The sequence below is a fragment of the Bacillus pumilus genome (assembly GCF_900186955.1).
In the GTDB taxonomy this organism is placed as follows: domain Bacteria; phylum Bacillota; class Bacilli; order Bacillales; family Bacillaceae; genus Bacillus; species Bacillus pumilus.
In genome coordinates this window covers 1,367,837-1,391,431 of sequence record NZ_LT906438.1, presented here as the reverse complement: position 1 = coordinate 1,391,431, position 23,595 = coordinate 1,367,837, and the positions used below count along the sequence as shown (strand labels likewise).

General features: G+C 40.3%; 31 protein-coding genes. 6 read left to right on the top strand and 25 right to left on the bottom strand.

Features of this window, described 5'->3' with window-relative positions:
- Positions 1-260 precede the first annotated feature (260 nt).
- On the top strand, positions 261-638 hold the full coding sequence (locus CKW02_RS06995) for a Rok-like winged helix domain-containing protein (RefSeq protein ID WP_003211488.1): 378 nt from the start codon (positions 261-263) through the stop codon (positions 636-638).
- 46 nt (positions 639-684) lie between these two features.
- On the opposite strand, the gene moaD is transcribed toward CKW02_RS06995, so the two are convergent.
- From moaD to CKW02_RS06965, 6 genes are read right to left on the bottom strand one after another with little or no spacing between them, the layout of a single operon-like run.
- Positions 685-918, bottom strand: a complete 234-nt coding sequence (gene moaD / locus CKW02_RS06990) for a molybdopterin converting factor subunit 1 (RefSeq protein ID WP_003210852.1) — start codon at positions 916-918, stop codon at positions 685-687.
- A complete protein-coding gene (locus CKW02_RS06985; RefSeq protein ID WP_003211104.1) occupies positions 911-1,402 on the bottom strand; it encodes a molybdenum cofactor biosynthesis protein MoaE in 492 nt (163 codons plus the stop codon). Before CKW02_RS06985 ends, moaD begins: the two co-directional genes overlap by 8 nt.
- Positions 1,399-1,923, bottom strand: a complete 525-nt coding sequence (gene mobB / locus CKW02_RS06980) for a molybdopterin-guanine dinucleotide biosynthesis protein B (RefSeq protein WP_003211651.1) — start codon at positions 1,921-1,923, stop codon at positions 1,399-1,401. Before mobB ends, CKW02_RS06985 begins: the two co-directional genes overlap by 4 nt.
- Positions 1,905-3,182, bottom strand: a complete 1,278-nt coding sequence (locus CKW02_RS06975; RefSeq protein WP_034619942.1) for a molybdopterin molybdotransferase MoeA — start codon at positions 3,180-3,182, stop codon at positions 1,905-1,907. The genes mobB and CKW02_RS06975 overlap by 19 nt, the downstream gene beginning before the upstream one ends.
- Before the next feature lie 9 nt (positions 3,183-3,191).
- Positions 3,192-4,208, bottom strand: a complete 1,017-nt coding sequence (locus tag CKW02_RS06970; protein ID WP_003211141.1) for a thiazole biosynthesis adenylyltransferase ThiF — start codon at positions 4,206-4,208, stop codon at positions 3,192-3,194.
- 30 nt (positions 4,209-4,238) lie between these two features.
- On the bottom strand, positions 4,239-4,820 hold the full coding sequence (locus CKW02_RS06965; protein WP_003210960.1) for a molybdenum cofactor guanylyltransferase: 582 nt from the start codon (positions 4,818-4,820) through the stop codon (positions 4,239-4,241).
- Positions 4,821-4,904: 84 nt separating this feature from the next.
- On the opposite strand from CKW02_RS06965, the gene CKW02_RS06960 reads away from it, so the two are divergent.
- Positions 4,905-5,822: a coiled-coil domain-containing protein gene (locus CKW02_RS06960; protein ID WP_003210894.1), complete on the top strand. Its 918-nt coding sequence runs from the start codon at positions 4,905-4,907 to the stop codon at positions 5,820-5,822.
- Between the two features lie 52 nt (positions 5,823-5,874).
- Here CKW02_RS06960 and rok read toward each other — a convergent pair whose 3' ends face one another.
- The 3 genes from rok to ahpA form a co-directional block, all read right to left on the bottom strand.
- Positions 5,875-6,456, bottom strand: coding sequence for a transcriptional regulator Rok (gene rok / locus CKW02_RS06955; protein WP_003210851.1), 582 nt, complete (start codon positions 6,454-6,456; stop codon positions 5,875-5,877).
- Between the two features lie 470 nt (positions 6,457-6,926).
- A complete protein-coding gene (locus CKW02_RS06950) occupies positions 6,927-7,385 on the bottom strand; it encodes a TlpA family protein disulfide reductase (protein WP_003211884.1) in 459 nt (152 codons plus the stop codon).
- Positions 7,386-7,467: 82 nt separating this feature from the next.
- Positions 7,468-8,010, bottom strand: coding sequence for a biofilm-specific peroxidase AhpA (gene ahpA, locus CKW02_RS06945; protein WP_003211758.1), 543 nt, complete (start codon positions 8,008-8,010; stop codon positions 7,468-7,470).
- Positions 8,011-8,281: 271 nt separating this feature from the next.
- Here ahpA and CKW02_RS06940 point away from each other — a divergent pair, with 271 nt between their 5' ends.
- Positions 8,282-9,088, top strand: a complete 807-nt coding sequence (locus CKW02_RS06940) for a mechanosensitive ion channel family protein (RefSeq protein ID WP_003211570.1) — start codon at positions 8,282-8,284, stop codon at positions 9,086-9,088.
- A gap of 29 nt (positions 9,089-9,117) precedes the next feature.
- Here the strand turns inward: CKW02_RS06940 and CKW02_RS06935 are convergent, their stop codons facing one another.
- The 15 genes from CKW02_RS06935 to fadH form a co-directional block, all read right to left on the bottom strand.
- Positions 9,118-9,360, bottom strand: coding sequence for a YkuS family protein (locus tag CKW02_RS06935; protein ID WP_003211408.1), 243 nt, complete (start codon positions 9,358-9,360; stop codon positions 9,118-9,120).
- A gap of 50 nt (positions 9,361-9,410) precedes the next feature.
- Positions 9,411-10,589, bottom strand: coding sequence for an N-acetyldiaminopimelate deacetylase (locus CKW02_RS06930; protein ID WP_050782659.1), 1,179 nt, complete (start codon positions 10,587-10,589; stop codon positions 9,411-9,413).
- A 34-nt stretch (positions 10,590-10,623) separates the two neighbouring features.
- Positions 10,624-11,334, bottom strand: a complete 711-nt coding sequence (gene dapD, locus CKW02_RS06925) for a 2,3,4,5-tetrahydropyridine-2,6-dicarboxylate N-acetyltransferase (protein WP_003212204.1) — start codon at positions 11,332-11,334, stop codon at positions 10,624-10,626.
- Between the two features lie 109 nt (positions 11,335-11,443).
- On the bottom strand, positions 11,444-11,902 hold the full coding sequence (locus tag CKW02_RS06920; RefSeq protein WP_003210879.1) for a flavodoxin: 459 nt from the start codon (positions 11,900-11,902) through the stop codon (positions 11,444-11,446).
- A gap of 16 nt (positions 11,903-11,918) precedes the next feature.
- Positions 11,919-12,812 carry a WD40/YVTN/BNR-like repeat-containing protein gene (locus tag CKW02_RS06915; RefSeq protein WP_095117790.1) on the bottom strand — a complete coding sequence of 298 codons (894 nt, stop codon included), beginning with the start codon at positions 12,810-12,812 and terminating at the stop codon, positions 11,919-11,921.
- Positions 12,802-13,278, bottom strand: a complete 477-nt coding sequence (locus tag CKW02_RS06910; RefSeq protein ID WP_003212484.1) for a flavodoxin — start codon at positions 13,276-13,278, stop codon at positions 12,802-12,804. Before CKW02_RS06910 ends, CKW02_RS06915 begins: the two co-directional genes overlap by 11 nt.
- Before the next feature lie 185 nt (positions 13,279-13,463).
- The gene (locus CKW02_RS06905; RefSeq protein WP_003210910.1) at positions 13,464-13,886 is read right to left on the bottom strand and encodes a DUF4275 family protein; all 423 of its coding nucleotides are present in this window, start codon (positions 13,884-13,886) and stop codon (positions 13,464-13,466) included.
- 122 nt (positions 13,887-14,008) lie between these two features.
- Entirely contained in the window at positions 14,009-14,890 is an 882-nt protein-coding gene (locus CKW02_RS06900) for a transcriptional regulator CcpC (RefSeq protein WP_003211236.1), read from the bottom strand.
- A gap of 96 nt (positions 14,891-14,986) precedes the next feature.
- Positions 14,987-15,430: a cyclic-di-AMP-binding protein CbpB gene (cbpB, locus tag CKW02_RS06895; RefSeq protein WP_003210874.1), complete on the bottom strand. Its 444-nt coding sequence runs from the start codon at positions 15,428-15,430 to the stop codon at positions 14,987-14,989.
- Positions 15,431-15,576: 146 nt separating this feature from the next.
- Complete coding sequence (gene abbA / locus CKW02_RS06890) at positions 15,577-15,768, bottom strand: antirepressor AbbA (protein WP_003210802.1); 192 nt, start codon at positions 15,766-15,768, stop codon at positions 15,577-15,579.
- A 149-nt stretch (positions 15,769-15,917) separates the two neighbouring features.
- Positions 15,918-16,433 (bottom strand): ribonuclease H-like YkuK family protein, encoded by a 516-nt coding sequence (locus CKW02_RS06885; RefSeq protein ID WP_003212504.1) that lies wholly within the window; start codon positions 16,431-16,433, stop codon positions 15,918-15,920.
- 147 nt (positions 16,434-16,580) lie between these two features.
- Positions 16,581-16,823: a YkuJ family protein gene (locus tag CKW02_RS06880; RefSeq protein WP_003212254.1), complete on the bottom strand. Its 243-nt coding sequence runs from the start codon at positions 16,821-16,823 to the stop codon at positions 16,581-16,583.
- A gap of 183 nt (positions 16,824-17,006) precedes the next feature.
- A complete protein-coding gene (locus tag CKW02_RS06875) occupies positions 17,007-17,903 on the bottom strand; it encodes a manganese catalase family protein (RefSeq protein ID WP_003210823.1) in 897 nt (298 codons plus the stop codon).
- Between the two features lie 303 nt (positions 17,904-18,206).
- Positions 18,207-19,427 (bottom strand): EAL domain-containing protein, encoded by a 1,221-nt coding sequence (locus CKW02_RS06870; RefSeq protein WP_003211532.1) that lies wholly within the window; start codon positions 19,425-19,427, stop codon positions 18,207-18,209.
- A 64-nt stretch (positions 19,428-19,491) separates the two neighbouring features.
- Complete coding sequence (gene fadH / locus CKW02_RS06865) at positions 19,492-20,256, bottom strand: 2,4-dienoyl-CoA reductase (RefSeq protein WP_003211125.1); 765 nt, start codon at positions 20,254-20,256, stop codon at positions 19,492-19,494.
- Between the two features lie 137 nt (positions 20,257-20,393).
- On the opposite strand from fadH, the gene CKW02_RS06860 reads away from it, so the two are divergent.
- The 3 genes from CKW02_RS06860 to CKW02_RS06850 all read left to right on the top strand — a co-directional run bounded on the left by CKW02_RS06860 (position 20,394) and on the right by CKW02_RS06850 (position 23,256).
- Positions 20,394-21,251: a metallophosphoesterase gene (locus tag CKW02_RS06860; protein WP_003211963.1), complete on the top strand. Its 858-nt coding sequence runs from the start codon at positions 20,394-20,396 to the stop codon at positions 21,249-21,251.
- Positions 21,252-21,407: 156 nt separating this feature from the next.
- The gene (locus CKW02_RS06855; protein WP_034619946.1) at positions 21,408-21,905 is read left to right on the top strand and encodes a L,D-transpeptidase family protein; all 498 of its coding nucleotides are present in this window, start codon (positions 21,408-21,410) and stop codon (positions 21,903-21,905) included.
- 73 nt (positions 21,906-21,978) lie between these two features.
- Positions 21,979-23,256: an MFS transporter gene (locus CKW02_RS06850; protein WP_003211422.1), complete on the top strand. Its 1,278-nt coding sequence runs from the start codon at positions 21,979-21,981 to the stop codon at positions 23,254-23,256.
- A 64-nt stretch (positions 23,257-23,320) separates the two neighbouring features.
- Here the strand turns inward: CKW02_RS06850 and CKW02_RS20270 are convergent, their stop codons facing one another.
- Entirely contained in the window at positions 23,321-23,497 is a 177-nt protein-coding gene (locus tag CKW02_RS20270) for a hypothetical protein (protein WP_003211106.1), read from the bottom strand.
- Between the last annotated feature and the right edge of the window lie 98 nt (positions 23,498-23,595).

Genomic DNA, 23,595 nt, shown 5'->3' with positions numbered 1-23,595 from the left:
AATAAATATCCTTTTCCTTTGAATTTGGATGGTCTTCGTGAGACACAACAATTTTTTGTTAAAATAATCCTAGTAATTTCAACAAATCCCGGCTTTATAGGACTACGATTGGTTTCTTTTATAGAACAAATGAGCCTTTAGTAACAATACTTTCATATTAAAAAATTAAAAATATCATGATTTTACTTGATCAAAAGTTATTTTTTCATATAATGTAAAATAGAGGTAGGTTAAATGATAGTGGAAATGGAGTCAAGTGAATGTTAAGAGAAAAATTGAAAACGCAATTGATTTTACTTTATGAAAAGGAACAAGAAGCATGGCAATACTTTCGAAAGGAAAGAGAACTGATTTATCATGAGCTCAAATTACTTGATATGAAAGAAAGCAGACCCTCTAATGACAAAATATACTACGCTGCCAGATGTGTAGATATTATTAAAGAGAAAAAGGGTAGCATTGTGAGCACAAAAGAATTAAAAGAACAGCTTCAAGCCCAGACAGATTTCAACGTGAGACGAATTAGTGAATTGTATGATCTGATTCAGCAGCTCGATCCTCACATTTCTAAAGCACGAAGGGGATGTTTTATTTACGAAGATCACACCCAAATACCTCTACAATCTTTTCACACATAAAAAATTGGTTACAGCCGCTGGCCATAACCAAATCCTCTAATATCTATTATCCACCGCTTACAGGAGGAATGAATGCAACAGTGTCCCCGCTACACACTTCAGCGTTTCCCCTCGTATATCGTTCGTTGACTGCAACCATCACATTTTGTGCAGCATCAACACCATATACCTCCTGTAATTCTAATTTAATCTCATCAACCGTTGTTTGATCTTTTTGAATGATGATTTGTTGTTTACCGGCCTTCTCAGCAAGGCCGGCGAACAATAATACACTAATCAAGCTGATCACCTTCTTTCTTTGCAAGTTGAAGCTCGCTAGGTTTCCCCTCTGGATATGAAACTGTTTCAAGCTGATCACCTATCCAGGCTTCCCCGTCTTCCCAATATTCTTTTTTCCAAATCGGAACGATTTCCTTAATTCGCTCAATGGCATATTCGTTCGCTTCGTATGCAGCCTTCCTATGAGGAGATGAAACGGCTATCGCAACAGCAATATCCGTTATATCAAGTGTTCCGATCCGGTGCACAATGGCAGCTTCAGTATCAGGCCACCGTTTTTTGATTTCTTGTCCAATTTGACTTAGCATACTTTCAGCCATTGGTATGTAAGCTTCATAAGTTAAACGCAACGTTTTCTTACCGTTTGTCCACTCTCTGACCGTCCCGATAAACGTCGTAATGGCCCCTGCCTTCCGCCTTGTCACATGCTGAATCAATTCATTCACATCAATCGGCACTTTTGTTATTTTAAAAAGTTCACTCAAATAGAGCCACCTCCCTTCAATAAGTTATAACAAAATGTATTCGCATCCTTTTCAAAGGCTGAAAACACTGGAAAAGAGTAATTTTTGGCTAACTGAAACTCTTGAGAAAAATAAATAGCTGCTTGTATATTGGAAAGTGTTGAAAGATCAATGAGCTCCTCTTCATTCTTCACACAAACGATTTTGCGGTATGGCGCCTGTTTATACCCTTCTATCAAGACCGCGTCTAATGGAAGATACTGACACATGTTGAGCAATTGCTTTAACGTGATGTGCTGCATTGAAAAGTGAAATTCACCCTCTCCTTCTACGCCAGCGGCAAATGCACCTGCCCCGACATATCGATCGGTGTCTTTTTCTTTCAAAAGACGATCTGGTTTACCGCCATGTCCATGGTGTTTAAAACAGCCTAGCTTCAGCTCATCAAGTACAGCCAGCTGACAGAGCTTTTCAATCAACGACGTTTTTCCGCTGTTTTGATAACCGACCACCTGTAATATACTTAATGTGTCATCCAGCATGGGGAACCCTCGCCTTCGTGCTGAAACAGCAGAACATGCACCTGATCACCAGCCTTAAAACCTCTTGTTCCACCTGGCAGCACGATGAAACAGTTAGCCTCTGCTATTGAGGTCACGGCACTTGATATATCGAGACCTGTTGGGGTCACACTGAGCTGACTGCCCGTGAACTCAAGTGCCGCTCTGACAAATCGAGTAAACGGATTGGCTTTTGGGAAATCGTGTGTCAGCTTCGCCTCAGCAAAATCGGGGAACGGCTGTTTCTTGAAAGACCATTTATAGACCATCGGTTTCACAAATAATTCAAAGCCAACAAAACAGGCAGCAGGATTTCCTGACAGGCCAAACAGCAGTTGACCATTTGGCATTGCAGCAACCGTCGTTACACTGCCGGGTCTCATGGCCACTTTATTAAATAGCACCTGAGCTCCCAGCTTTTCATAAATTGCGGGGAGAAAGTCAAAATCACCTACTGAAACTCCGCCTGTTGTAATTAAGAAGTCTACCTTGCTTAAGGCTGCTTTGACTGCATGATAGCTTTTGTCAAAATCATCGGACACACCGCCTAAATCAAGCGGCTCTCCCCCAGCCTTAAGGATCTGGGCATAAACCATGCTAAGGTTACTGTTTCTAATCTTCCCGTCCACCATTGCATCACTCACTTGAAGAAGCTCTGTACCTGTTGAGATGATGCCGATCACTGGCTTTTTGACAACTGGAACTACCGCATATCCGAATGTCGCCAATAAGGCCGTAACGCCCGGAGTTACTTTGGTTCCTTTTTTGAGCATCACATTCCCTTCAAGTACCTCTTCTCCTTGACGAGAAATATTGTCCCCTTTTTTCAGCAGTCTTTTAAGTGACATGTATGATTTCCCATCTTTTTCAAAGGTTTTAGTCAGCTCAAGCATGATGACGACATTTGCTCCATTCGGGATTTTTCCTCCTGTCATGATACGAATGGCTTGAAAGGGACCGATGGTTTTTGCTGAGACCACTCCTGCCCCAATATGATCAATGACCTCAAATTCAACCGGATGCTCGCTTGACGCTTCTTTTGTATCTTCTGCCCGAAGTGCAAAACCATCATACGGGGACCGATCAAATGCAGGCACATCATGATCTGCCAAAATATCTTCTGCAATGAACCTTTCAAGGCTATTTCTTAAAGGCACCCATTCTGCTTCTCCATGCTTTTCATATTGATGGACTTTTTGAATGGCTTCTTGTACTGGAATTGGCTGACGTCTTTCCATCACACTTCACTCCTATATCCCTAGCAGTTTTGCTAGTAATGAATTGGCTGCTTTTTCATCATTTGTCCCATGGATTAATGCACGTCCACCTTTGAAAAAGACGATACGATAAGATTCATAGCGGACATGGATTAAGAAGTCATTCACTTCTACCTCACAAATGGATGACAGCCGCTCTTTCACATGCTGAAATGATAGATTAGCTAGATCCTTAGATACAACTTGGACTGTATCCCGCCCGCAAAGAATCGTCGTTTTTTTACGCTGATCGTGTAAATAAGGATAGGTTCTATCTTTGCCGCAAGATGGACAGTCCTTCTGCTTAGTAAGAGACAAATCCATTTTAAACGATGTCGCCTGCCAAAGATCAAATGTGACAAATTTCCGTTCGATTTGATCTTCATGTCCTGTTAAATACTTTAGCGCCTCTGTTTGCTGATAAGCAGAAACCATCTGAACTGCTGGAGAAATAATCCCCGCTGTATCACACGTCAAACCGCCAACAGGCAGTTCTGTAAAGACACACGATAAACACGGCGTTTTATCTGGCAAAATGGTCATATACATCCCCTGGCTGCTCACACAAGCACCATATATCCACGGCGTCTTCGTTTCCTGCGATAAATCATTCATGACCATTCTCGTCTCAAAATTATCCGTCGCATCAATGACAATATTTGCGCTGTGAAATAACGGTCTTAACAGCTCAACCCCTGCATCTTCAATCAGGGCGTGTATGGTCACTTCATGATTGATCTCTAGGAGACGTTTTTTTGCCGCAGCTGCTTTTGGCACATGTGCCTTTGCGTCATGTTCTGTATACAGCTGCTGCCGCTGTAAATTTGAAAATTCTACATAATCACGATCAACAATCGTCAACGTGCCGATCCCAGACCGGACAAGCCCTTCCGCAGAGGCCGTTCCAAGTGCACCCGCTCCAACAATTAGAACATGACTGTCAGCAAGCGCACGCTGACCCTTTTCCCCAACCGGAGGGAACAAGATTTGTCTTGAATATCGATCATTCAATGCTGTTCTCTCCTCACCATTTTTTATGTATCATATCATACCGTTTTCAGGTAAATCGCTTCTTTTATTGATATTTCGGAATTCATTTGGTGTTACGTTCAGTTCCTCTTCTGAGACGATACGCACCTTAAGCCTTTGAATTAACTCTTTGATGGCTAATTGATTCTCTTTTAAACACGCATCAATGGACGGCAGACAGCGGCGGTGATAAAGTGCAAATAAAGGCTGTAATCTGCCCTGAACAAGCGGGATGATTGCATCTACGTGCTCGCTACAATAGGACGATAATGCTTCGGCGGTCTCTCTCCGCACGAAAGGCATGTCACATGCCGTCACTAAATACCATGCTGCTTCTTGCTTTTGCATCGCTGTATAAATGCCGGCAAGCGGCCCGCATCCGCGCACCTGTTCATCATCCAACCACACATCTCGTTCACCTCTTTCTTTAAAAAAGGTCAGAAGTGATGGATGGCTGATGATGACCATCTGTCCTTTCAAAAGCTGCTTTTTCACATGCTCATATAGTGGTTTTCCTTGATACATATAACTTGCCTTTGGCTCTCCAAAACGTCTGGATGCTCCTCCAGCTAAAATGACATTGACTATGTCCATCCACTCACCCTCCTTTGATATGGTTGTTCTAATCACTCTCATCTCGCATACTTTATTGGTAACATGAATAAGGAGGGTCTATCGATGAACAGGCGCCATGCTTCTCCCCTATTCCATGACCTATCTCAAGAGAATTTATACTTAAAAGCGGAAACAGCCAAATATCAACAAATGATCTCTGATTTACAGTCCTCATATACGTATTCTAAAAACAAGAAGTTAACTCAAGAATATCACGAGATGAAAAAGGATTACACGCAATTAAAGCAACAATTGGATGAAATGACCATTGATCAAGATCATGCAGCCTCAAAAATACAGGATCTTTCCTACAGCAAATCTGAATTATTACATAAAATAGTCCTTCTTCATGAAATGCTCCAAAAAGAAACCTTTCATAGAAGGAAAGAAACGGAAGAAAAACACCGGCTGCATTTAAAAGTCATCAAATATAAAGAAATCTCTCAACAATTAAATGAACGGGTGCAAGATCAAGATAAACGGCTTGCAAAAGAGGAGAAAAAAGGAAATACTTTATCCGCTGTGATTGAGAAACTGCAGCAAACATTAGGTGATAAAAACGCAGAGCTCAATCTATTACAGGAAGGCGTAAAACACCTGCAGGAGCGTTTTTATGAAACACAAGAGAAATTACTGCAAATTGAAAAAGCAAAGGAAGCGATTTTTTATGAAACGCTCACAAGCTATCAAAAGCAGTTAGCCGAAAGTGAGGAATGGATCGCATCTCATTTTGCTGATATTGACCAGTCAGCTCAAACAAATTCACAGCCATTCTCTCGAGACAGCCTCCTGCAAACAACGGAAGAAATCGAACCCATCTTGAAAAAGTTGAATGAACAAGTTCAAACACTACAAGCACAAGTCGATGCGGTGCAGCAAAATGGAGATATCATGACAGTGAAGATTGATGGCTTTAAAAAACAGCGTGATCACCTGTCAAAGGAACGAAAAATTGTCTATACTGTTGATCAAAAAAAGTAATTCTCGCAATAAAAAAACTGCTGACTTTTTTCGTCAGCAGTTTCTTTTTTATTTATTCGTCTTCTGTTTGAATATCGCCTTCTAAAATATACTGTCCGCGATATGGCTTTTTCACTTCAGGATACATTTTAATTAAGCTTTGCATAAACGTTGTCATATTTGGAATTTCAAGACCGCTCTCTTTTTCAATTTCTTTTTGAAGTTCAGAGCTTTTAATCGCTGCATTATGACGCTTTAACGTTTTAATCGCAGCTTCACGAAGCTTAGCTGCCTTTGAACCAGGGCGAGCTGTGCCTCTTCTGCGTCTTGTAGATCCTTCAGGAATACCTACAGGTGCACCGTTTAGCTGTCCTGTTCCTAAAGTTGATACAGCATTTGATTGTGATTGTGCAGGCGGCTGGTAGCTTCTCATTTCTTGTGCAGCCAGTTCAGCTAATACAGGCAGTGAATCCGTTTTTCTTTCTGTACGCACTTCTTTTTTTGTATCTGACACTAGACCTGTTCCATGACGGTCTAATTCTCTTAATTTTGCATAAATCGTATCTCGCTCAATTTGATATTCACGGATGACCTTTACTTCTGCTTCGTTTAATTGTTCCAATCGTAATCGTAACGCTTCCCTCTCATTAAACAATGGATTTCCCCCTCATCATATAAAAAATATTCTATAGTAAATATTAGATTAGAAAACTAATTTTATCAACTATTTTTTTATCATTTTACAGTTTGTTATCAGATAGGTATTTTCAACTAAAATTTTGCCAAAGAGGAACAATCGGCATCCATTTCATTGCCACTAAAGGCTTTTGACAAACCTTAAAATATTGTAAAAAATTTGAATAAACACTTATACTACTTGATTTACATCGTTATTTACCAAACTGAAATTTCTTTTGTGCAAAAACGTTCTGAATAGTAAAAAGTTAAAATCTTTACATTTTCATTTCAAAACAAAAATGTAAATATGTCTTTAGACCTATTTGTTTCAGGAATATTTTTTAATAAACTCCCCCAATTTCTCTTTTCTTAGGAAGGCGAAGTCCATTCCGTGCAATAGGTCGTCTATTTTTGTCCATGAAAAAACCCCCATTTATGGGGGAAAGCCTATTCTGCAGCCTTTTCAGACTCAGAAAGCACTCGATTGACACGTTTCTCAAGCATTTTCATTCCGCTTCCGCCAGCTTGGAAGTGGCGCAGAGCACCTGTTTTATCAAATACATAATATGCTGGTACATATTCATTTTCAAAGGCTTCTGTTAACTTATGATCACTATCCACAAAAATTGGCTGCGTGATTTCATGCTCTTTCGCAACTTCCTTGATCTTATCCAGATCTAGGTCATCCTCTGATCGCGGCATATGAACGGCTATCACGTTTAGTTGATCCTTGTATTCATCACGGAATTGATTGACTTGAGGCATTGCCTCTTTACAAAGATGACAGCTGACTGACCAGAAATGAATCAATGTTGGTTTGTCACCAATTAGATCTTCTTTTGTTACTTCTCCATTTAACCATTCTTTTGCACCAGTTAGTTCTGGCATTGGTTGACGTAATTTCATTATGAAGCGCCTCCATCCATTGTATGTGTCGAAACAAAAAGGTCTAACATTAGTTAGACCCTCCTGTTTCTTCAGCTATCAATTAAAGTGTTTTTTGACCAGGCTTCCAGTTCGCTGGGCAAAGTCCACCAGTTTGTAATGCTTGAAGAACACGTAATGTCTCATCTACATCACGACCGATATTGTTGTGGAATACTGTTTGATATTGAAGTTCGCCTTCAGGATTGATAATGAATAGACCGCGAAGTGCAATTCCTTCTTCTTCAATTAAAACGCCGTATTCTCTAGATACTGTGTGGTTTGTGTCAGCAGCTAGCGGATATTTCAATTCGCCTAGACCATTGTCTTTACGGTCTGTGTTGATCCAAGCAAGATGCGTATGGATTGTATCAGTAGATACACCAATGATTTCAGCATCTAAATCTTCGAACTCATCATAACGATCGCTCATTGCTGTAATTTCAGTTGGGCAAACAAATGTGAAATCCATCGGATAGAAGAAAAGAACTGTCCATTTGTCATTCTTCATGTTTTCTTCTAAACTTACTTTACCAAATTCCTTGTTAGCAAGTACTGCTTCCATTTCAAAACGTGGAGCTTGTTTTCCTACAAAACGCTCTGCCATATGTAAATCCCTCCAAAAATAATATCTTTATACAGACTTCTAAGCTGTATATAAAATGAGAATCAAAAGTTGAAATTCTCATTTAGTTAATAACTTCACAATTACAATTATAATACTTAAGCGGTTTTTAGTCAATATTAATTAATAATAAATTTAATTAACGATTTGTCACAATCTCTTGCTTCACTTAACAAAAGTTTAACATGTCTTGCAGAAGGGAACAAATGATTAGCTTCTCTATTAGAGCATACATAGAAAGGTTTTGAAGATCATGAAAGCATTTGAACAAGTAGATTGGGTTTCCATTATCCTCAATAGCAGTATGATTTTGCTAAAACTAATCGCTATTTTTGTGATTTATTTTATCATCAGAGCCATCGGAAATAAGATGATTAAGCGTGCCTATTCCACTTTCTCTGAAAGGCATGACGTCTCTTTATCAAGAGCTCAGACGCTGCAAAGTCTCACGCTAAATATTTTCGCCTACATATTGATTTTTATTTTAGTTGTCATGATCCTCGACTTATTTCATTATAACCCGACCGCTTTGCTAGCTGGCGCAGGCGTTGTGGGGCTTGCAATCGGTTTTGGCGCTCAAGGACTAGTGAGTGATATTGTGACAGGATTCTTTATATTATTAGAGAAACAATTCGATGTGGGAGAATACATAACAGTTGCTGGCTTTGAAGGGATCGTAGAACAAATTGGACTTAGAACCACGCAGCTTCGAAGTTTTGACGGCACCCTTCATTTTATTCCAAATCGAAGCATATTGAACGTGAGCAATCATTCAAGAGGGACTATGCAGGCACTCGTTGATATCGAGCTATCTCCAGAAGAGAATGTGGATCAAATGATCACAGCCCTTCAAGCTGCGTGTGATGAGGTACGAAAAGACATTCCTCAAATTATCGAAGGCCCTCAAGTTGTCGGCGTGGAGGCGTTCGGATCCTCTTCCCTTGTACTGCGCATCATTGCAAAAACCGAAACAATGGAGCAATGGCGGGTAGAACGAATCTTGCGCAAAAAAATGAAAGAAGTACTCGATATAGAAAAAGAGCAAAAAGAACCGGGATGATAATCTACCGGTTCTTTTTCTTGTTTGTTTTATTGAACACGCTGTTCTACTTCTTGACAAATTTCATCAGCCGTCATACCAGACGCGGTAATCACAGATGCCTTTGTCGTTGTGTCTGAAATGCCAAGAACATTTGAATCTAGCCCTGTGACTACATAGCAGTCACACTGATCCATTTGCTGTTCATTTTGAATACGTACGACGTCATACCCTTTTTGCTTCAGTAGTTCTTCTACATCGGATAAAGATGGTTCTACACCAATTCTTGTCATAATCAAGAACACCTCCTGTTCATAAGGTGTACAGGAGGTAGCTTGATTATTCATTCACCTGCTTGCTTTTTGAAATAAGCCGTCATAACGTTTACTGCGGTTTCTATCGCTTTTTCATCAGGCATAAGTTTTGCATGATGCAGGCCATATTCTGAATCGACCCCTAACCAAAACATGAATCCAGGGTATTTTTTCAGCATGTAGCCAAAATCTTCTCCTGTCATGGCTTCTCTGCATTCAATCACATTCGCAAGCCCTTCTCCGGCGACATATGACATAAATTCCTCTGTCAGTTCCTTTGAATTATCCACTTCGTAATAAGATGAAGGGTATCGCACGGTTGCCTTGCATTCGTAGCCAATTTCAATCCCTTTTGCTAGTGCTTCAATTCGCTTTCTCACTTTTTCCATAGATTCTGGTGAAAGTGTACGAATGGTGCCATCAAGCTTTGCATGCTGTGCAATGATATTTTGAGCCGTTCCCCCGGTAATCGTGCCAATCGTGATGACCGCACTATCAAGAGGATCGACATTACGAGAAATAACCGATTGCAGCTGACCTACAAGTGCGCTCGCTGCCACAACCATATCATTCGCTAAATGAGGGTAAGCAGCGTGTCCGCCTTTTCCTTCAAGATCTATCACAAGCTCACTCGTATTGGCAAAAAGCAGCCCTGGCTTTGTGGCTATCGTTCCGACAGGATATTCAGGTGCAATATGCAGTGCTGTAATAAAATCTGGCGTCCACTTTTTCAGCACATCACTTGTAAGCATCGGTTCAGCTCCGCCTGGACCTTCTTCTGCCGGTTGGAACATAAATAATAGATCTTCTTTGATTGGCTCATGAACGAAATGATCAATGATCCCAAGTGCGATGGTCATATGAAGGTCATGTCCACACGCATGCATCTTCCCTTCATGTACTGATTGAAATGGATACCCTGTGTCCTCAGGAATTGACAGACCGTCCATATCTGCACGATACGCAAATACGCGCTCAGGATTTGTTCCCTTTACTTTGACAAAAAGTCCAGTTCGCCATGTTTCTATCTCAACTCGATCTTTTGAATAAGCACTAAGATGATTGATGAGGTACGCTTGTGTTTTGAATTCCTTAAAACCAAGCTCAGGGATTTGATGTAAATCTCTTCGAATGGATATCAATTGCTCACGATTTAACAAGTGAACTCGCTTCCTTTCCTCTATACGAATAAGACGTGGATATATCATCCACGTCTATGTCTTCAGCTGCGAATTGTATGAATTAAAGCTGACGCAGTTCTTGTTTAATTTCTGTTTTACCTTTTGTTTTTTCATCAATGTCTTTGATTTTCTTTGCAGGTGTACCTGCTACAACTGTGTAAGGCTCTACATCGTTCACAACGATCGCACCAGCAGCTACGACTGCACCTTTACCAATTGTTACACCTTCTAGAACTACAGCGTTCGCACCGATGACAACATCATCTTCTACGACAACTGGTTTAGCAGATGGTGGCTCAATGACACCTGCAAGAACAGATCCAGCACCGATATGACAGTTCTTACCTACTGTCGCACGGCCGCCAAGCACCACGTTCATGTCAATCATCGTACCTTCGCCGATCACAGAGCCGATATTAATAGAAGCCCCCATCATGATGACTGCATTATCACCGATTTCAACTTGGTCACGAATGATCGCACCTGGCTCAATACGTGCTTTAATGTTCTTTAAATCTAACATCGGGATTGCAGAGTTGCGGCGGTCATTTTCCACGACAACATCTTCAATTTTGTCTTTGTTCGTTTCTAGCGCTTCTTGAATGTCGCTCCACTCACCGAAAACAACTCCAGTGTTTCCTGTGATGAACGTTTTTGCATGTTCACCAAACTCAATACCTTCTAAATCACCTTTGATGTAAACTTTGACAGGTGTTGATTTTGTACTATTTTGAATAAATGAAATAATTTCATTAGCGTCCATTTGTTTCATGTATGTATGTCCTCCTCTTAATTTATACTTCATTACTGTACCAAAGGAGAGTTTTAATGACAAGTGAAAGAGTTGACTCTTCAATGGAAAATAAAACAAGCGGGACTGATTACCCCGCTTCCTGCTGGTGAAGATGAACAAATTGTTTGCCAAAAGAAATCAATTTCTCTTCTTCTTCTCCTTCTGGATTTAGCTCGATCTTGACGGATGGCAGGACAATGTCACCGCCAAGTTCCTTCACTTTTTCTTCGATTAGGTCAACAGCTCCGCAAAAATGCTCATAAGATGTATCCCCGGAACCGAATACAGCAAATGCTTTTCCCGTTAAATCAAGCTCTTCCATTTCTTCATATAAATCAATAAAATCATCAGGAAGGTCACCATCTCCCCATGTGTACGCACCTAACATAATGTGCGTGTAATCATTGAGAAGCTCTGCATCAATATCCATCGCTTCATGACGGTCCACGCCGGCTCCTGCTTCTGTTATTCCTTTTTCAATTAGATCCGCCATCGCTTCTGTATTCCCAGACATCGTGGCATACACGAGTAAAACCTTTTCTGTCACTTTTTCTTCCTCCTTATCAATGAATCAATGCCGGCTCCTCATATGGTCTTACAAACTTGCTTTCATATAAACCAGCACAGAAAAAGTTTTCATTTTGATTGGCTACACGAAAACCGTGTCCTTTGATCGTATCAAACCATTTGAGCTCTTTTTGCTCAATATCAAGCTGATACACTTTAGAAAACCCGTGTTCGTCTTGTGAAGTCGTCACATACACAATGCCATTATCCTCTGACACATCCAAAAATGATTCCTCTCTAGCAAAGGCTTGTGATTGAATATCATGCAGCATATTGGTATGTAAATCTAAAATTTGAACAGATCCCTTTTTGCCTTTTTTTGATCCCAATGCGCAAACAAGCAGATGCTCCTGACAGAGCAGCATAGAAGCTGTCATCCGGTGCTCCTCTCTGTTTAGGAGGAAAACCTGTTCACTCTCCAAGTCATACACCCATATTCCTCCATGAACATCATGAATCTGAGTTCCAATATAAAGATGATCACCTGCAGCACATAAGGAACGAATGACAGGCGGATGGTTCACATGAGCAAATGGCTTCATAATTTCCCAGGAAATCCCGAAATCATTTGACACATAAATACTATGTTTTCCATGTGCACACACAAACCCATCTTTGCGTCCTGTAATAGACCAAACGACTGCATTTGTTGGAAATGATGATAGCGCCCATGTATGGCCTTCATCTCCTGATCTAATCACTGTGCCATTTTCACCAACACCGAATAAATAAGGTCCAATATAGCTGATGGCATGAATTTTATGCTTGAGCTTAAACAGTTGCTGCCACCCGCTCTCCACACTGTAGTGAAAAATACCTTCACGTTTTACAGCGACAAAGTATCCACCGTTTTTAGATGCAGCAACAGCTGTCGCTCCTTTATGAAACATGGTTTTCAACTCGTTTCTCAGATAGCGCCGCCCACGTTAAAAAGCTTGTCGCAAATTCCTGACAGCACGCCACATCCTCATCGGTATCAGGCGCAAGCTCCATTTTCAATGTTTCAGGAAATACAGATGCACCGGTTGATTTGAGCATGTCATGAAATGTATGGACAGCCTCACAAAACTTCGGGTAGCTGTAATCTCCAGACCCGAACACAGCTGCTTTGATGTCACTTAGTTCAAGCGTGGAGACCTCTTCATAAAAGTCCTCAGCTTCATAAGGTAAATCACCATCACCCCATGTATAAGAACCGATGAACACATAATCGTATGAAGAAAGATCCTCTGCGCTTGTATCATCAAATTCCAACATCTCTGTATCGATCCCTATTCCTTCTAGTGTTTGCTTTATGATCGCTGCCATATCTTCTGTATTACCAGACATACTCGCAAATGTAATTAGTGCTTTCATCTATCGGTCACCCCATCTAAATGATAATCATTTTCAATTATTATATGTACACTTTAAATGATAATGATTTTCATTGTCAAATGATTTCATAAAAAGCTTTGGCCAATCAATACGATAACCCAATGAAAAACCCGCTCATTCCAATGGGAAGGCGGGTTTTTCGTATCGAAGAGATCATCGGTTTCTCATTCGTTCGTTTCATCTATTTGAATAAAATATGGACCATAATCCGTTTCGTGCGTCACCACAAATGTCCATTTTTCATTCCAATCCATCACATACATATCGTTATAATCCATATGATTAGATTGATATGGTAAATCATTGATTAAAAGAGAGCTGGCATTTTCGAAAAGATACGCCTCGTCAACAAATTGATAAAAAACAGTACACTTATCCTTTGATTGTTGAAGAAATGCGTCTATCGCTTCAGCATTTTCAAGGCATGTAACCATTCCAAAACTGCATAAATGCCATAAAAAATCATCTATTGATATCTCGTTTTGTTCTTTCATTGAAAGATGACTAGCAAAACGTTCACGCCACCTCACGCGCAAATGATCTCCCCATTCTGGTTTGTTCATTTTGATTAATTGATTGTTTTTCATAAGATCGAAGTCTCCTCTATGATTCGCTCCATCTATCTATTGCTTTGATATGCGACAATAAGTAAATTTAATCAAACTGATTATTTACCTAAAAAAAGCACCTTTCTTTTCCAAGAAGGTACTTACACCGCATCACTTTCAAGCATTTCTTTGACCACACCGACAAATGCTTGCACTTGTTTTAATTGAAAAGAAGCTTCATAGCCTAGCAGCCATGTGTCACGTCCGATTTGCTCTCCATTCACGTCAACAAGCGGTGTTTTATGAACACTTTTTTCGTGATCGTATAAGGTGACCGAAGGCAAAATGGCGTAGCCGATGCCGTGGTAGGCCATTTGTTTACACGTCTCAATCTGGTCCACTAGAATCGTCTGCTTTGGAGACACTTTGAATTTTTGATGCCACCAGTGCTGGATTTCCTGATAATACGTGCTGTCGCTTTTAAATTGAATAAACGGGCGTTCTGTCTCGATTAACTCGTCCACGTCTTTGATAACGGAATCGACTAAATATAAATGATCTGTCATCAAATATTCCTTTGTTCCCTTCCAATCAGGGTTTCCGCGAATGATCCCAATGTGCACGTGGTCCTCGTATAAGCTTTTGAGCATTTCACTACTCCAGCCGGTCACAAGTGATACCTTCGCATTTGGGTACTTTTCGACATACCGCTTTAACACTTTCGGCAGCCAGTGCTGTCCAATAATGGATGCAACCGCAAGCTTTAGTGTACCGTGAATTTCCCCTTCAAGTTCATCGATTCTCTCTCTCACTCGATCTTGCTCAACCGTCACCTCTTTTGCAAATTGAATGATCTGTTCACCTGCCGAAGTCACGGTGAGCCCTTTCTGAGAACGAAAAAAAATTTTGGTTCCCCACTCTTTTTCAATCGTCTGCAATCTTTGGGATAAAGCAGGCTGAGAGACAAAGAGCCGCTCCGAAGCCTTTCTCATATTCAATTCTTCACTTAGCACAACAAGCATATGTAACTCCTGAAGCTGCATGGGCGTCCCCTTTCTCTCTATAAGTTTTTCTTATTCCATATGGTCATTATATAAATTATAGCTTATGAAGGCAAAAAAAATAAGCTGGGTTTCAGCTCATTTTTTCGCGGCATGAATCACTTCATTTAAGCGCTTTAATACAACACGTCGTGTAAATATTCCTTCAAAGACTTGCTCCTCATTTACGACACAAACAAATCCATTATTCGTTACAGCGTGAACGCCTTTTAGCACAGGATCCGTCGTTTTAAGCCTTGGGATATCAGTAAGCATAACCTCTTCTACCTTCAGTTGGTCCAGCTTTTCGAATTCAATTCGTTCTAAACCAAAGATCTTATCCATGATCATATTCGTTCCAATTAACCCATGCAGGTGATAAGAAGGATCTAATACCGGGATGGCTGTATATCCTGTTTTTGTAAGGACCAATAGAGCATGCTCAAGGTTATTTCCAATTTGAACATGTGCCACTTTATCTGCATCAATCATATGCTCGGCTACTGTTGACTCAAGCAATTGAGTTGGTTCTATCTCTATCATGTTTCTTCGACCCCTTTTCTCTCAATCATCAATCATACATTCCCCTTTACCATTAAGCATAAACTAAAACGAAATTTGTCGAAAGATTTTTTCTGCATAAAAAAGATACTCAGCTTCCGAGTATCTAATAGAATGTTCAATCAATATTAATTCTCAAACCTTACTCTGTCATACAATGTGATCAACTGCTTATACGTATTGTCATCGACATTTTTTGTTCCACATTCTATATCATTGATCTCACTGCTTAGTAATTCGACAGCATATTCCTGATTCAGCAATACGTTTAATAATAGCTTTTTCTCTTCTTCATTAAAACGATTTTCGATGACGCTCATCCAACATCAGGCCCCCTGTTTCATATATGCTTTTATATTGATTAGCAGGCTTTTGAATGTCTGCTTCCTCTCTATACAGCTAGAATAAGGAACTAGAATCGAATCGTCAACCGCACGTTTCGACAAGGTTTGGAGAAAAATGACGGAATTTATTTTGTGTATCGATTGGCATAGCAAAATGCTGCGTATGAGTCGGGTTTTATTTTAGCTTCAATTCCCATAGCTGTGATCATTCCGGTCATTTCCTGGATCAGATCTTTTGTACTTCCTTTTTTGCCAATATCCAGATGGGCTTCAAAACGGAGGTCTGCCCCTTCCTCAGCAAACGGAAGAAGCAAATCCATCAGTTCTGTTAAAGGCCCCTCAAGGATGTCTGCACATACCTTTTGGCTAAACGCTGTCTCTAATGAAATTTTTTCTCTAAGGCTTTGCACAGGTCTGCTGATCACTTGTTGCGTGAGGCAGCCCCAAGCCCCTTTGCCAATCCGGTGGAGATGAATTGCAGTCATAAATCTTGTGACATTTTGATTGACCTGAGAGTCCGTACCAATTGATAACACATAGGCGGATCTAGGGTCTTTTCGAATAAAGTCTTTCATTCTCATGACGACATCAGAAAACGCTAAATGATCTTCAGAAAGATTGTAGTAAAAAGAATCACTCACAGAAAGGAACTCCTTTTTAATGGTCTCTTATCCGAAATATGCGCTGAATGATCATCTTCCATTTGTACACTGCGCCAATCATGACACATGTATATTGCCGCAAATAAACGAAGGAATCCTTAGAAAAAACATTTCATACGATTCAGCTTAGGATTGTAAAAGCTCAAAAATCTCAATCGAAATCATATCAATGTTGTCAAATGGGAAAGTATTTGGCTTATCCCCTTGTTGAAAAACAGTCAATTCAAACGTTTGATTCTTTTCGAAATACTTAACACTACAGATTTTCTCACCGTTCACTTCGAAATAACGCTGTGCCGGTTCGTTTGCAGCTTCTGCTGTCTCTTGAAGACTTTGCAGCCTTGTAATGATACCCATTAATTGTGACATTCTAAAAAAAGACTCCTTTCAAAAAAACAACTCAAGATGAACCCGTATTGATTATACACAAGTCCTACAAAGCATCATACCATAAAGTGTTCTCAGATGATATTTTTCCTCTTGAATTCAAAAAAAGAAAAAGAATCTGTTTTTTTAGTTTGAGTCTTTTTTCTAATCTCATGCACCATGTTTTTATAAACCCGCAGACCTCATCAGACGTTTGGCAATTTCGTCAAAATCCTCTTTGGAAATGCCTGGGGCAAACTCTTCCGGTAATTCTCTATAATCTGGCACAGGTGCTCCTTGCGGGGTGCCCTCAATCACTGTGAGCGGTTTTCCATCAATCGGATGACTGCCTTTCCAAATCTTATTAATGTCCTTGTAATCCGTATCACTAAATGTATACAGCTTTGTATGAACATTTTGATCTTCAAATTTCCTCGCTGAATCAAAGTATTTGTTGTCGAGGTTTGGGATTGGCAGCATCTTTCCTACATCTACACCTGTGGCTACCTCAAGCGCCTTTGCATATGCCACAACATGCACTCCGCCCCTGACGAGTAAATAACCGATCATCTCTCTTGCTGTAGGATGATCTGTCATTTCATATACGCGCATTTTGTGCGTACGTGCTCCGCATTCTAGGAAGAAATTATGAAGGAGGTCAAGAATCAGGTTTCCGCTTGAGAACACATTCTCCCCGGTCCAAGGTTTTGCCATGGAATCAAACGGATAGCCTGTTTGAGCGGTTTGAATAAAATGCTGTGTATTTCGTTTATCGACAGCCGCTTTCATCGGTGTCGTATCTGGATCTCCGCCATGGGTAGTCCCTGTAATCATAAGATTCACAGCTGTGGTCACAAGTTCTACATGACCGAATTCTTCAGCCGTAATGCTGGATACGAGGTCATAAAACGGTTTGAGTTTTCGTTTTCCTCGAAAGTTAAAGGATTGAAACATGTAATTATTTAATGTTGACATTTCGCCGAATTTTCCGCCGAGTAATTCTTGCACAGCAGCAGCACCATTTGCATCTGGGTGATCTGGTCTTGGCAAATCAATCAGCAGCCGCTTGTCACGTTTGATCATGACGTTCCCTCCTACCGTCTAACTGTCATCACTTAAGATGTATGGAAGGATTGGGCTGTCCTATGCATGAGGCAAAGATGAAAAGCACAAAAAAAACTTGGCGGGGGTAGCGCCAAGTTTTTTGGATCTTGATCTGATAGAGGGGTTGGGGAACAGAGAGTAGCTTCTCTCCATAACTAAATGATAATGATTATCAGTTTCATTGTCAACCATTTTTTATTTCTTTTTTTCAATCAAAAAAAGCAGCCTAAAAGGCTACTCAGATTGTTAATAAATGGCTAATATAATCTTCACTCTGTGCTTTTAAATTAATCCATCTTGCTCATATAAATAGGCATACGGAAGATCTATAAATAAATACATATCTCCCTCTAACGGGTAAGAAAACGTACGTATCCTCTCACCAGTTTCTAAATCGCTGTAAATATCACTGAAAAATCCTTTCCCGCTCATTCTCATTTGGAGAATATTTGCTAGGAAATAAGGACGCCAGCTCCAGTTTTTCTCGATATATTCAGGCTGGAACAACCATTCTTTTTCTTTTTTAAACACATTTCCAGTGATTTGAAAGCCTTCTTCATTACACATATAAATCCGAAAGCTGCAATCCGTTAATTCTAATGCCAGCTTTTGGATGAGTTCATCATTTGTAGTGCATGATTTTTTTAAGGTCGTGACAGCTTGGTGAACTCGCTTATAAAATGTTTCAGAATGTTCGTAGACAGTTTGTAGTTTCTTTTTCTCATGCGCAATAAATTGCTGGAATTCTTCCCTCAGCTGATCTTTTCGTTTATTGCGGTCAATTAATTCCGCCGCCGGCTCGTGAAGATAGAACCCTTGAAAGTATCTGCCGCCATTTCTCCAAGCATATTGCAGCTGAAAATTTGCTTCAATGTCTTCATAAATTAAAGCCGCCCCTATTTTTCTCGCAAGCAATGAAATGCTGTACAAGACATATTCATAGGAAGGAGAAGGAGCCGATGCCCTTAATGCGTGTAAATCTATTTTTAATAGATCGGGTGAGAGCAAGGCAATCCGGTCAAGATTGCTGCTTTCTTTTCCGATATTCGAAATGGCGATTTTAATACCATATGTACGAAAATACGTTAACGTATGGTAAAGCTGTTCAATATCGCCGCTAAACGTATGCTCTGTAAATTCGATAACAAACCGATTAAGCTGAATGCCCCTTGCTTCATATTGCTTCAAGAGTTCTAAAAAGCTTTCACCATGATCAAGCATCAGGATATTGGCATCATGATTAATAAAAATGAGCAAATCATCATCTGCTGTTGTGAAAAGATCGAGTGCTTGCGTCAGTACTTTATGATCTACTTCCACTTTATATTCGTCAGGAATAGATGAATCCGTAAAGAAGGAGCCTAGGCTAACTGTTTCAGACTCGAGCTTCATTCTTCCTAAAACCTCATAGCCTATCACTTTTTGCTCTTCCGCACTGAATATCGCTTGATAGTGCGGGAAAACATCTTCAATATTCGTTAAAATATCCAATGGATCGACCATTTTCATCACCTGCTTCTCTCTTTGTGTGATTATAACACATCAAAAGCAGGTCTTACATCGTCATTCAAAATGGGGATTGGTTGAGCCATTGCCCCCCATCCATTGTGATACAATCTCCATTTATATAAGACGCTTGTTCAGATAATAAAAAGCTTGCAAGCTTTGCAATTTCCTCTGGTGTACCAAGTCTGCCAAGTGGAACACTATCTACTGTTCTTTGCGCTGCCTCTTCCGACTCCCATAGTTTATCCGCACCGCCTGTTCTCTCGATTGGACCTGGCGCGATGGCATTAACGCGAATTCGATATTGCTTACCCCATTCCACTGCAAGCGTTCGAGTGAGAGATAAAACACCGGCCTTTGCTGCCGCTGAATGCGCCACACCTACACCAGCACCCCATGCATAGGTCGCCACCATATTGACCATACTTCCCCTTTTCTTTTGACGAATCCAGTAATTGCCCACTGCATGACTGCAAAAAAATGTTCCATTTAATACAATATCAATGACAGCCTTCCAGCCGTTAGGAGATAGTTTTTCTGCTGGAACTAAAAAGTTTCCTGCAGCATTGTTAATCAGAGCGTCCACATCTCCAAATGTATCTACCGCAAACTTGACCATTTGATCGGCATCCTCTGGGTTTCGTACATCCATTTGGAAGTAAGCGATCGAGCCGCCATTTTGTTTTATTTCATTTGCTACCTTTTCTAACGTTTCTTCTGTTCTTCCAGTAATCACGACATTCCAGCCTTCATGTGCCAAATGGACAGCCATCGCCTTCCCCATTCCGCTTGATCCCCCTGTGACAATCACTGTTTGTTTCGTCATTTGTTCTCCCCCTCTGTGGTTTTGAATGACTATTCATTCATTATTTTCTATCATATCATGATTGACCCTAGATGCACCATATGGGAGATTCTTTAAATATGATGCTATACTTAATTTTATTTATAAAGGAGTCTTATATGAAGCAACTTTCTCGCAGACAGTTTTTAAAAGGAGCAGCTGGCGCGAGCATTCTCGGTTTTTTAGCTACAACATGTGGATACGGATATGCCAGATACATCGAACCACGCATGATCGATACCGTGTCAATGACCATTCGAGATGCTCAGCTTCCAGCTTCATTTGACCAGTTTAAAATTGCTCAATTTAGTGATGTTCATTTAAGTGATACATTTCCTGCGAAGGAATTAGAATCCGTCGTCCAGCAAATCAACGCTGAGTCTCCAGACCTCATTGTGTTCACAGGTGATCTCGTTGATTTTCAAGCATCAATTGAAGAGCATGAAAAAGCGAAAGCCTATTTGACTGAGCTCCATGCCCCGTTTGGTAAGCTCGCGATATGCGGTAATCATGACTACGGACCATTTGGCATTGATCTTTATGAGAATACGATGAAAGAATGCGGCTTTACAATATGTAAAAATGATGTGTTTCCATTAGAAAAAAAAGGGGCGCATATTCAGATTGCTACAATGGATGACCTGATGATGAGTGTGCCGGATTATGACCTGATTAAGCGAGAAGTATCATCTGATTTATTTACCTTGCTGCTCGTACATGAGCCTGATGCAGCATTGGAGCTGGATACAACCCCCATTAACTTGCAGCTTTCTGGACATACCCATGGCGGACAGGTGCAGCTTCCTTTCTACGGACCCATTCTCACAGCACCTTTTGGCCATACATATGTGGAAGGTTTATACGGAAGTTATCAGCACCGAATCTATGTCAACCGCGGACTTGGGACAACAAGACTGCCGCTTCGATTTTTAGCCAAACCTGAATTAACCTTTTTCACCCTCTCTTCTCGCATTTAGACAGAAGCCAAACCGCTTCTTTTTGCATATAGATAATCAAAGATCTTTCTCATGACAAATGTTAGGAGAAACCTTCCTTAGCCTGATTCCGTCCATATATAGATTGAGTGACAGGCATCATGGCTTCTTTTATTTGAGCAAAAGGAGTGTCCTTTGGTGCTGCGATATACGGTAAAACGCGGAGAAACGCTTGCTTCTATAGCGCTTGATTTTCGAACAACAACAGAAGCTTTAAAGGCTGCAAACCCTTCACTGCAAGGCCGAGAGCCGTTACAAAATGAGGTCATTATCATTCCTGGTCTGCCCGATCCTAATACGATCCCTTACCGCATTTCTGTTTCGATTTCAAGCAAACGTCTCGTCTTGTTTTCTGGATCAGAGCTGATTCGGTCTTATCCGATTGCAACAGGAAGAATTTTAAATATGACACCGACAGGTTCTTATTATATTGTGAACAGACAGCCAAACCCAGGAGGTCCCTTTGGCGCCTATTGGCTAAGCCTCTCGAAAGTTCATTACGGCATCCACGGTACGAATAACCCGTCTTCAATTGGTAAAGCTGTGTCTAGAGGATGCATTCGTATGTATAATCAGAATGTCATCGAACTTGCTTCAATCGTTCCAAATGGAACACCTGTGACCATTAGCCAGTAGGAGAAATCAATTGTATGAATGCTTAAAATTTTATATGATATAAAGTGGGATCTTCAGGTTAAGGAGCGTATTTATGGATATTTTTAAAAACAGAAATTTTGTTCGTCTCTTTTTTGCAGCACTTGCTTCGCAAATGGGGACAACAGTAGGCAATATGGCGTTTGCCTTTTATTTGCTCGATCATTTTAGTCATCAGCCCGCCTACGCCACATTAGCAGAGCTCATGTATTCACTTCCAACGATCTTTGTCTTTTTTATGGTCGGTGTCGTAGCAGATCGTTTTGATCGTAAAAAAGTCGCAGAGAATTGCGATTGGATACGAGCTGGGCTGACGATTGTTTTATTCATTGTTATTTATTTCAATTCACTACCTCTTATTTTCTTGATCTTGTTTATACGAAGTGCCATTACGAAGTTCTTCTATCCAGCTGAAGCCTCTCTCGTTCAGGCGATTTTAAATAAAGATCAATATGCAAAAGCCGCTGGCTTAAATCAAATGCTGTTTAGTTTATTCATGGTATTTGGTGTTGGAATCGGTGCGATTATGTATAAGACAATTGGACTTCACGGTGCCATTACCATTGATTTGATCAGTTTTATTGTGTCAGGCATCCTGATTCGTACATGTAACATTCCAATTGAAGCACGTCAGCCAAATGGACAAGCAGGCTGGAGAGGCATGACCATTAAAACGTCTCTAAAAGATTTTAAAGAAGGCATTCTTTACATTATAAAAAATAAATTATTGGCTTCTTTAATTTTTGGCTTTTTTGTTTTTGGTCTAGTCAATGGCGCATTTGCTGTACTTCCGATGTTTACAATGAAATATGGCCTTTCACCGGACCATTTTGAACTGCATACATCATTCTTTACAATCGCGATCGGTGCCGGTCTACTTGTTGGCAGCTTAATGGGCTCTGTTCTCGCTAAAAAAGTAAAGATGCAATATCTCATGTCACTTCCAATTTTGGTTGCAGGCATTCTGATTTTTGTACTTGGTTCCACCCACACACTATGGTTGTTTTATGTCACATCGTTTGTCATTGGTACATGTATTGGCCCAGTCAACATTGTCATTGGCGGCTGGCTGCCGAGAATCGTCCACCCTCGTCTGATGGGACGTGTGTCAGGCTGGGTTGACCCACTTACCATGTTTGCTCAATCCATGACATTAGGTTTGATTGCGGTACTATTTCCAAAACTCATTACAAACGTTTCTTATATTTATTACGGAATGGGCGTTATTATTTTACTCGTTTTCCTTTTTTACTTCTTTACACTGCCAAAGTTTAGCAGAGAAGCTGACGACTTAGACGTGCAGCGTGAACTAAAAGGTCAGGGAGCGCAATAAATGAAGCAAAAAGGACTTTCTTCTATAGAAAGTCCTTTTTGCATGACTGAAACACAAACGGCACTTATTTTTTCTGCTCATCGAAATGATTGGAAGCAAAATGAATGATTCTTTCAACTGCATAAATGCTAATAAATAGGATGAGAAATAGAACCAAAGGATGAATCGACCGATCATCTATCACGTACACAATGCCTCCAACGACAAATGCGACCAATAAAGGAGTTAACATATCTTTCAATCTAAACAGTCCTTTCTGTTCTCATTAACTTTGATCTTATAACATATTTTTCTTTGTATGAAATAAAAGGAATATGTATAAAATTGCAATATTTTTAA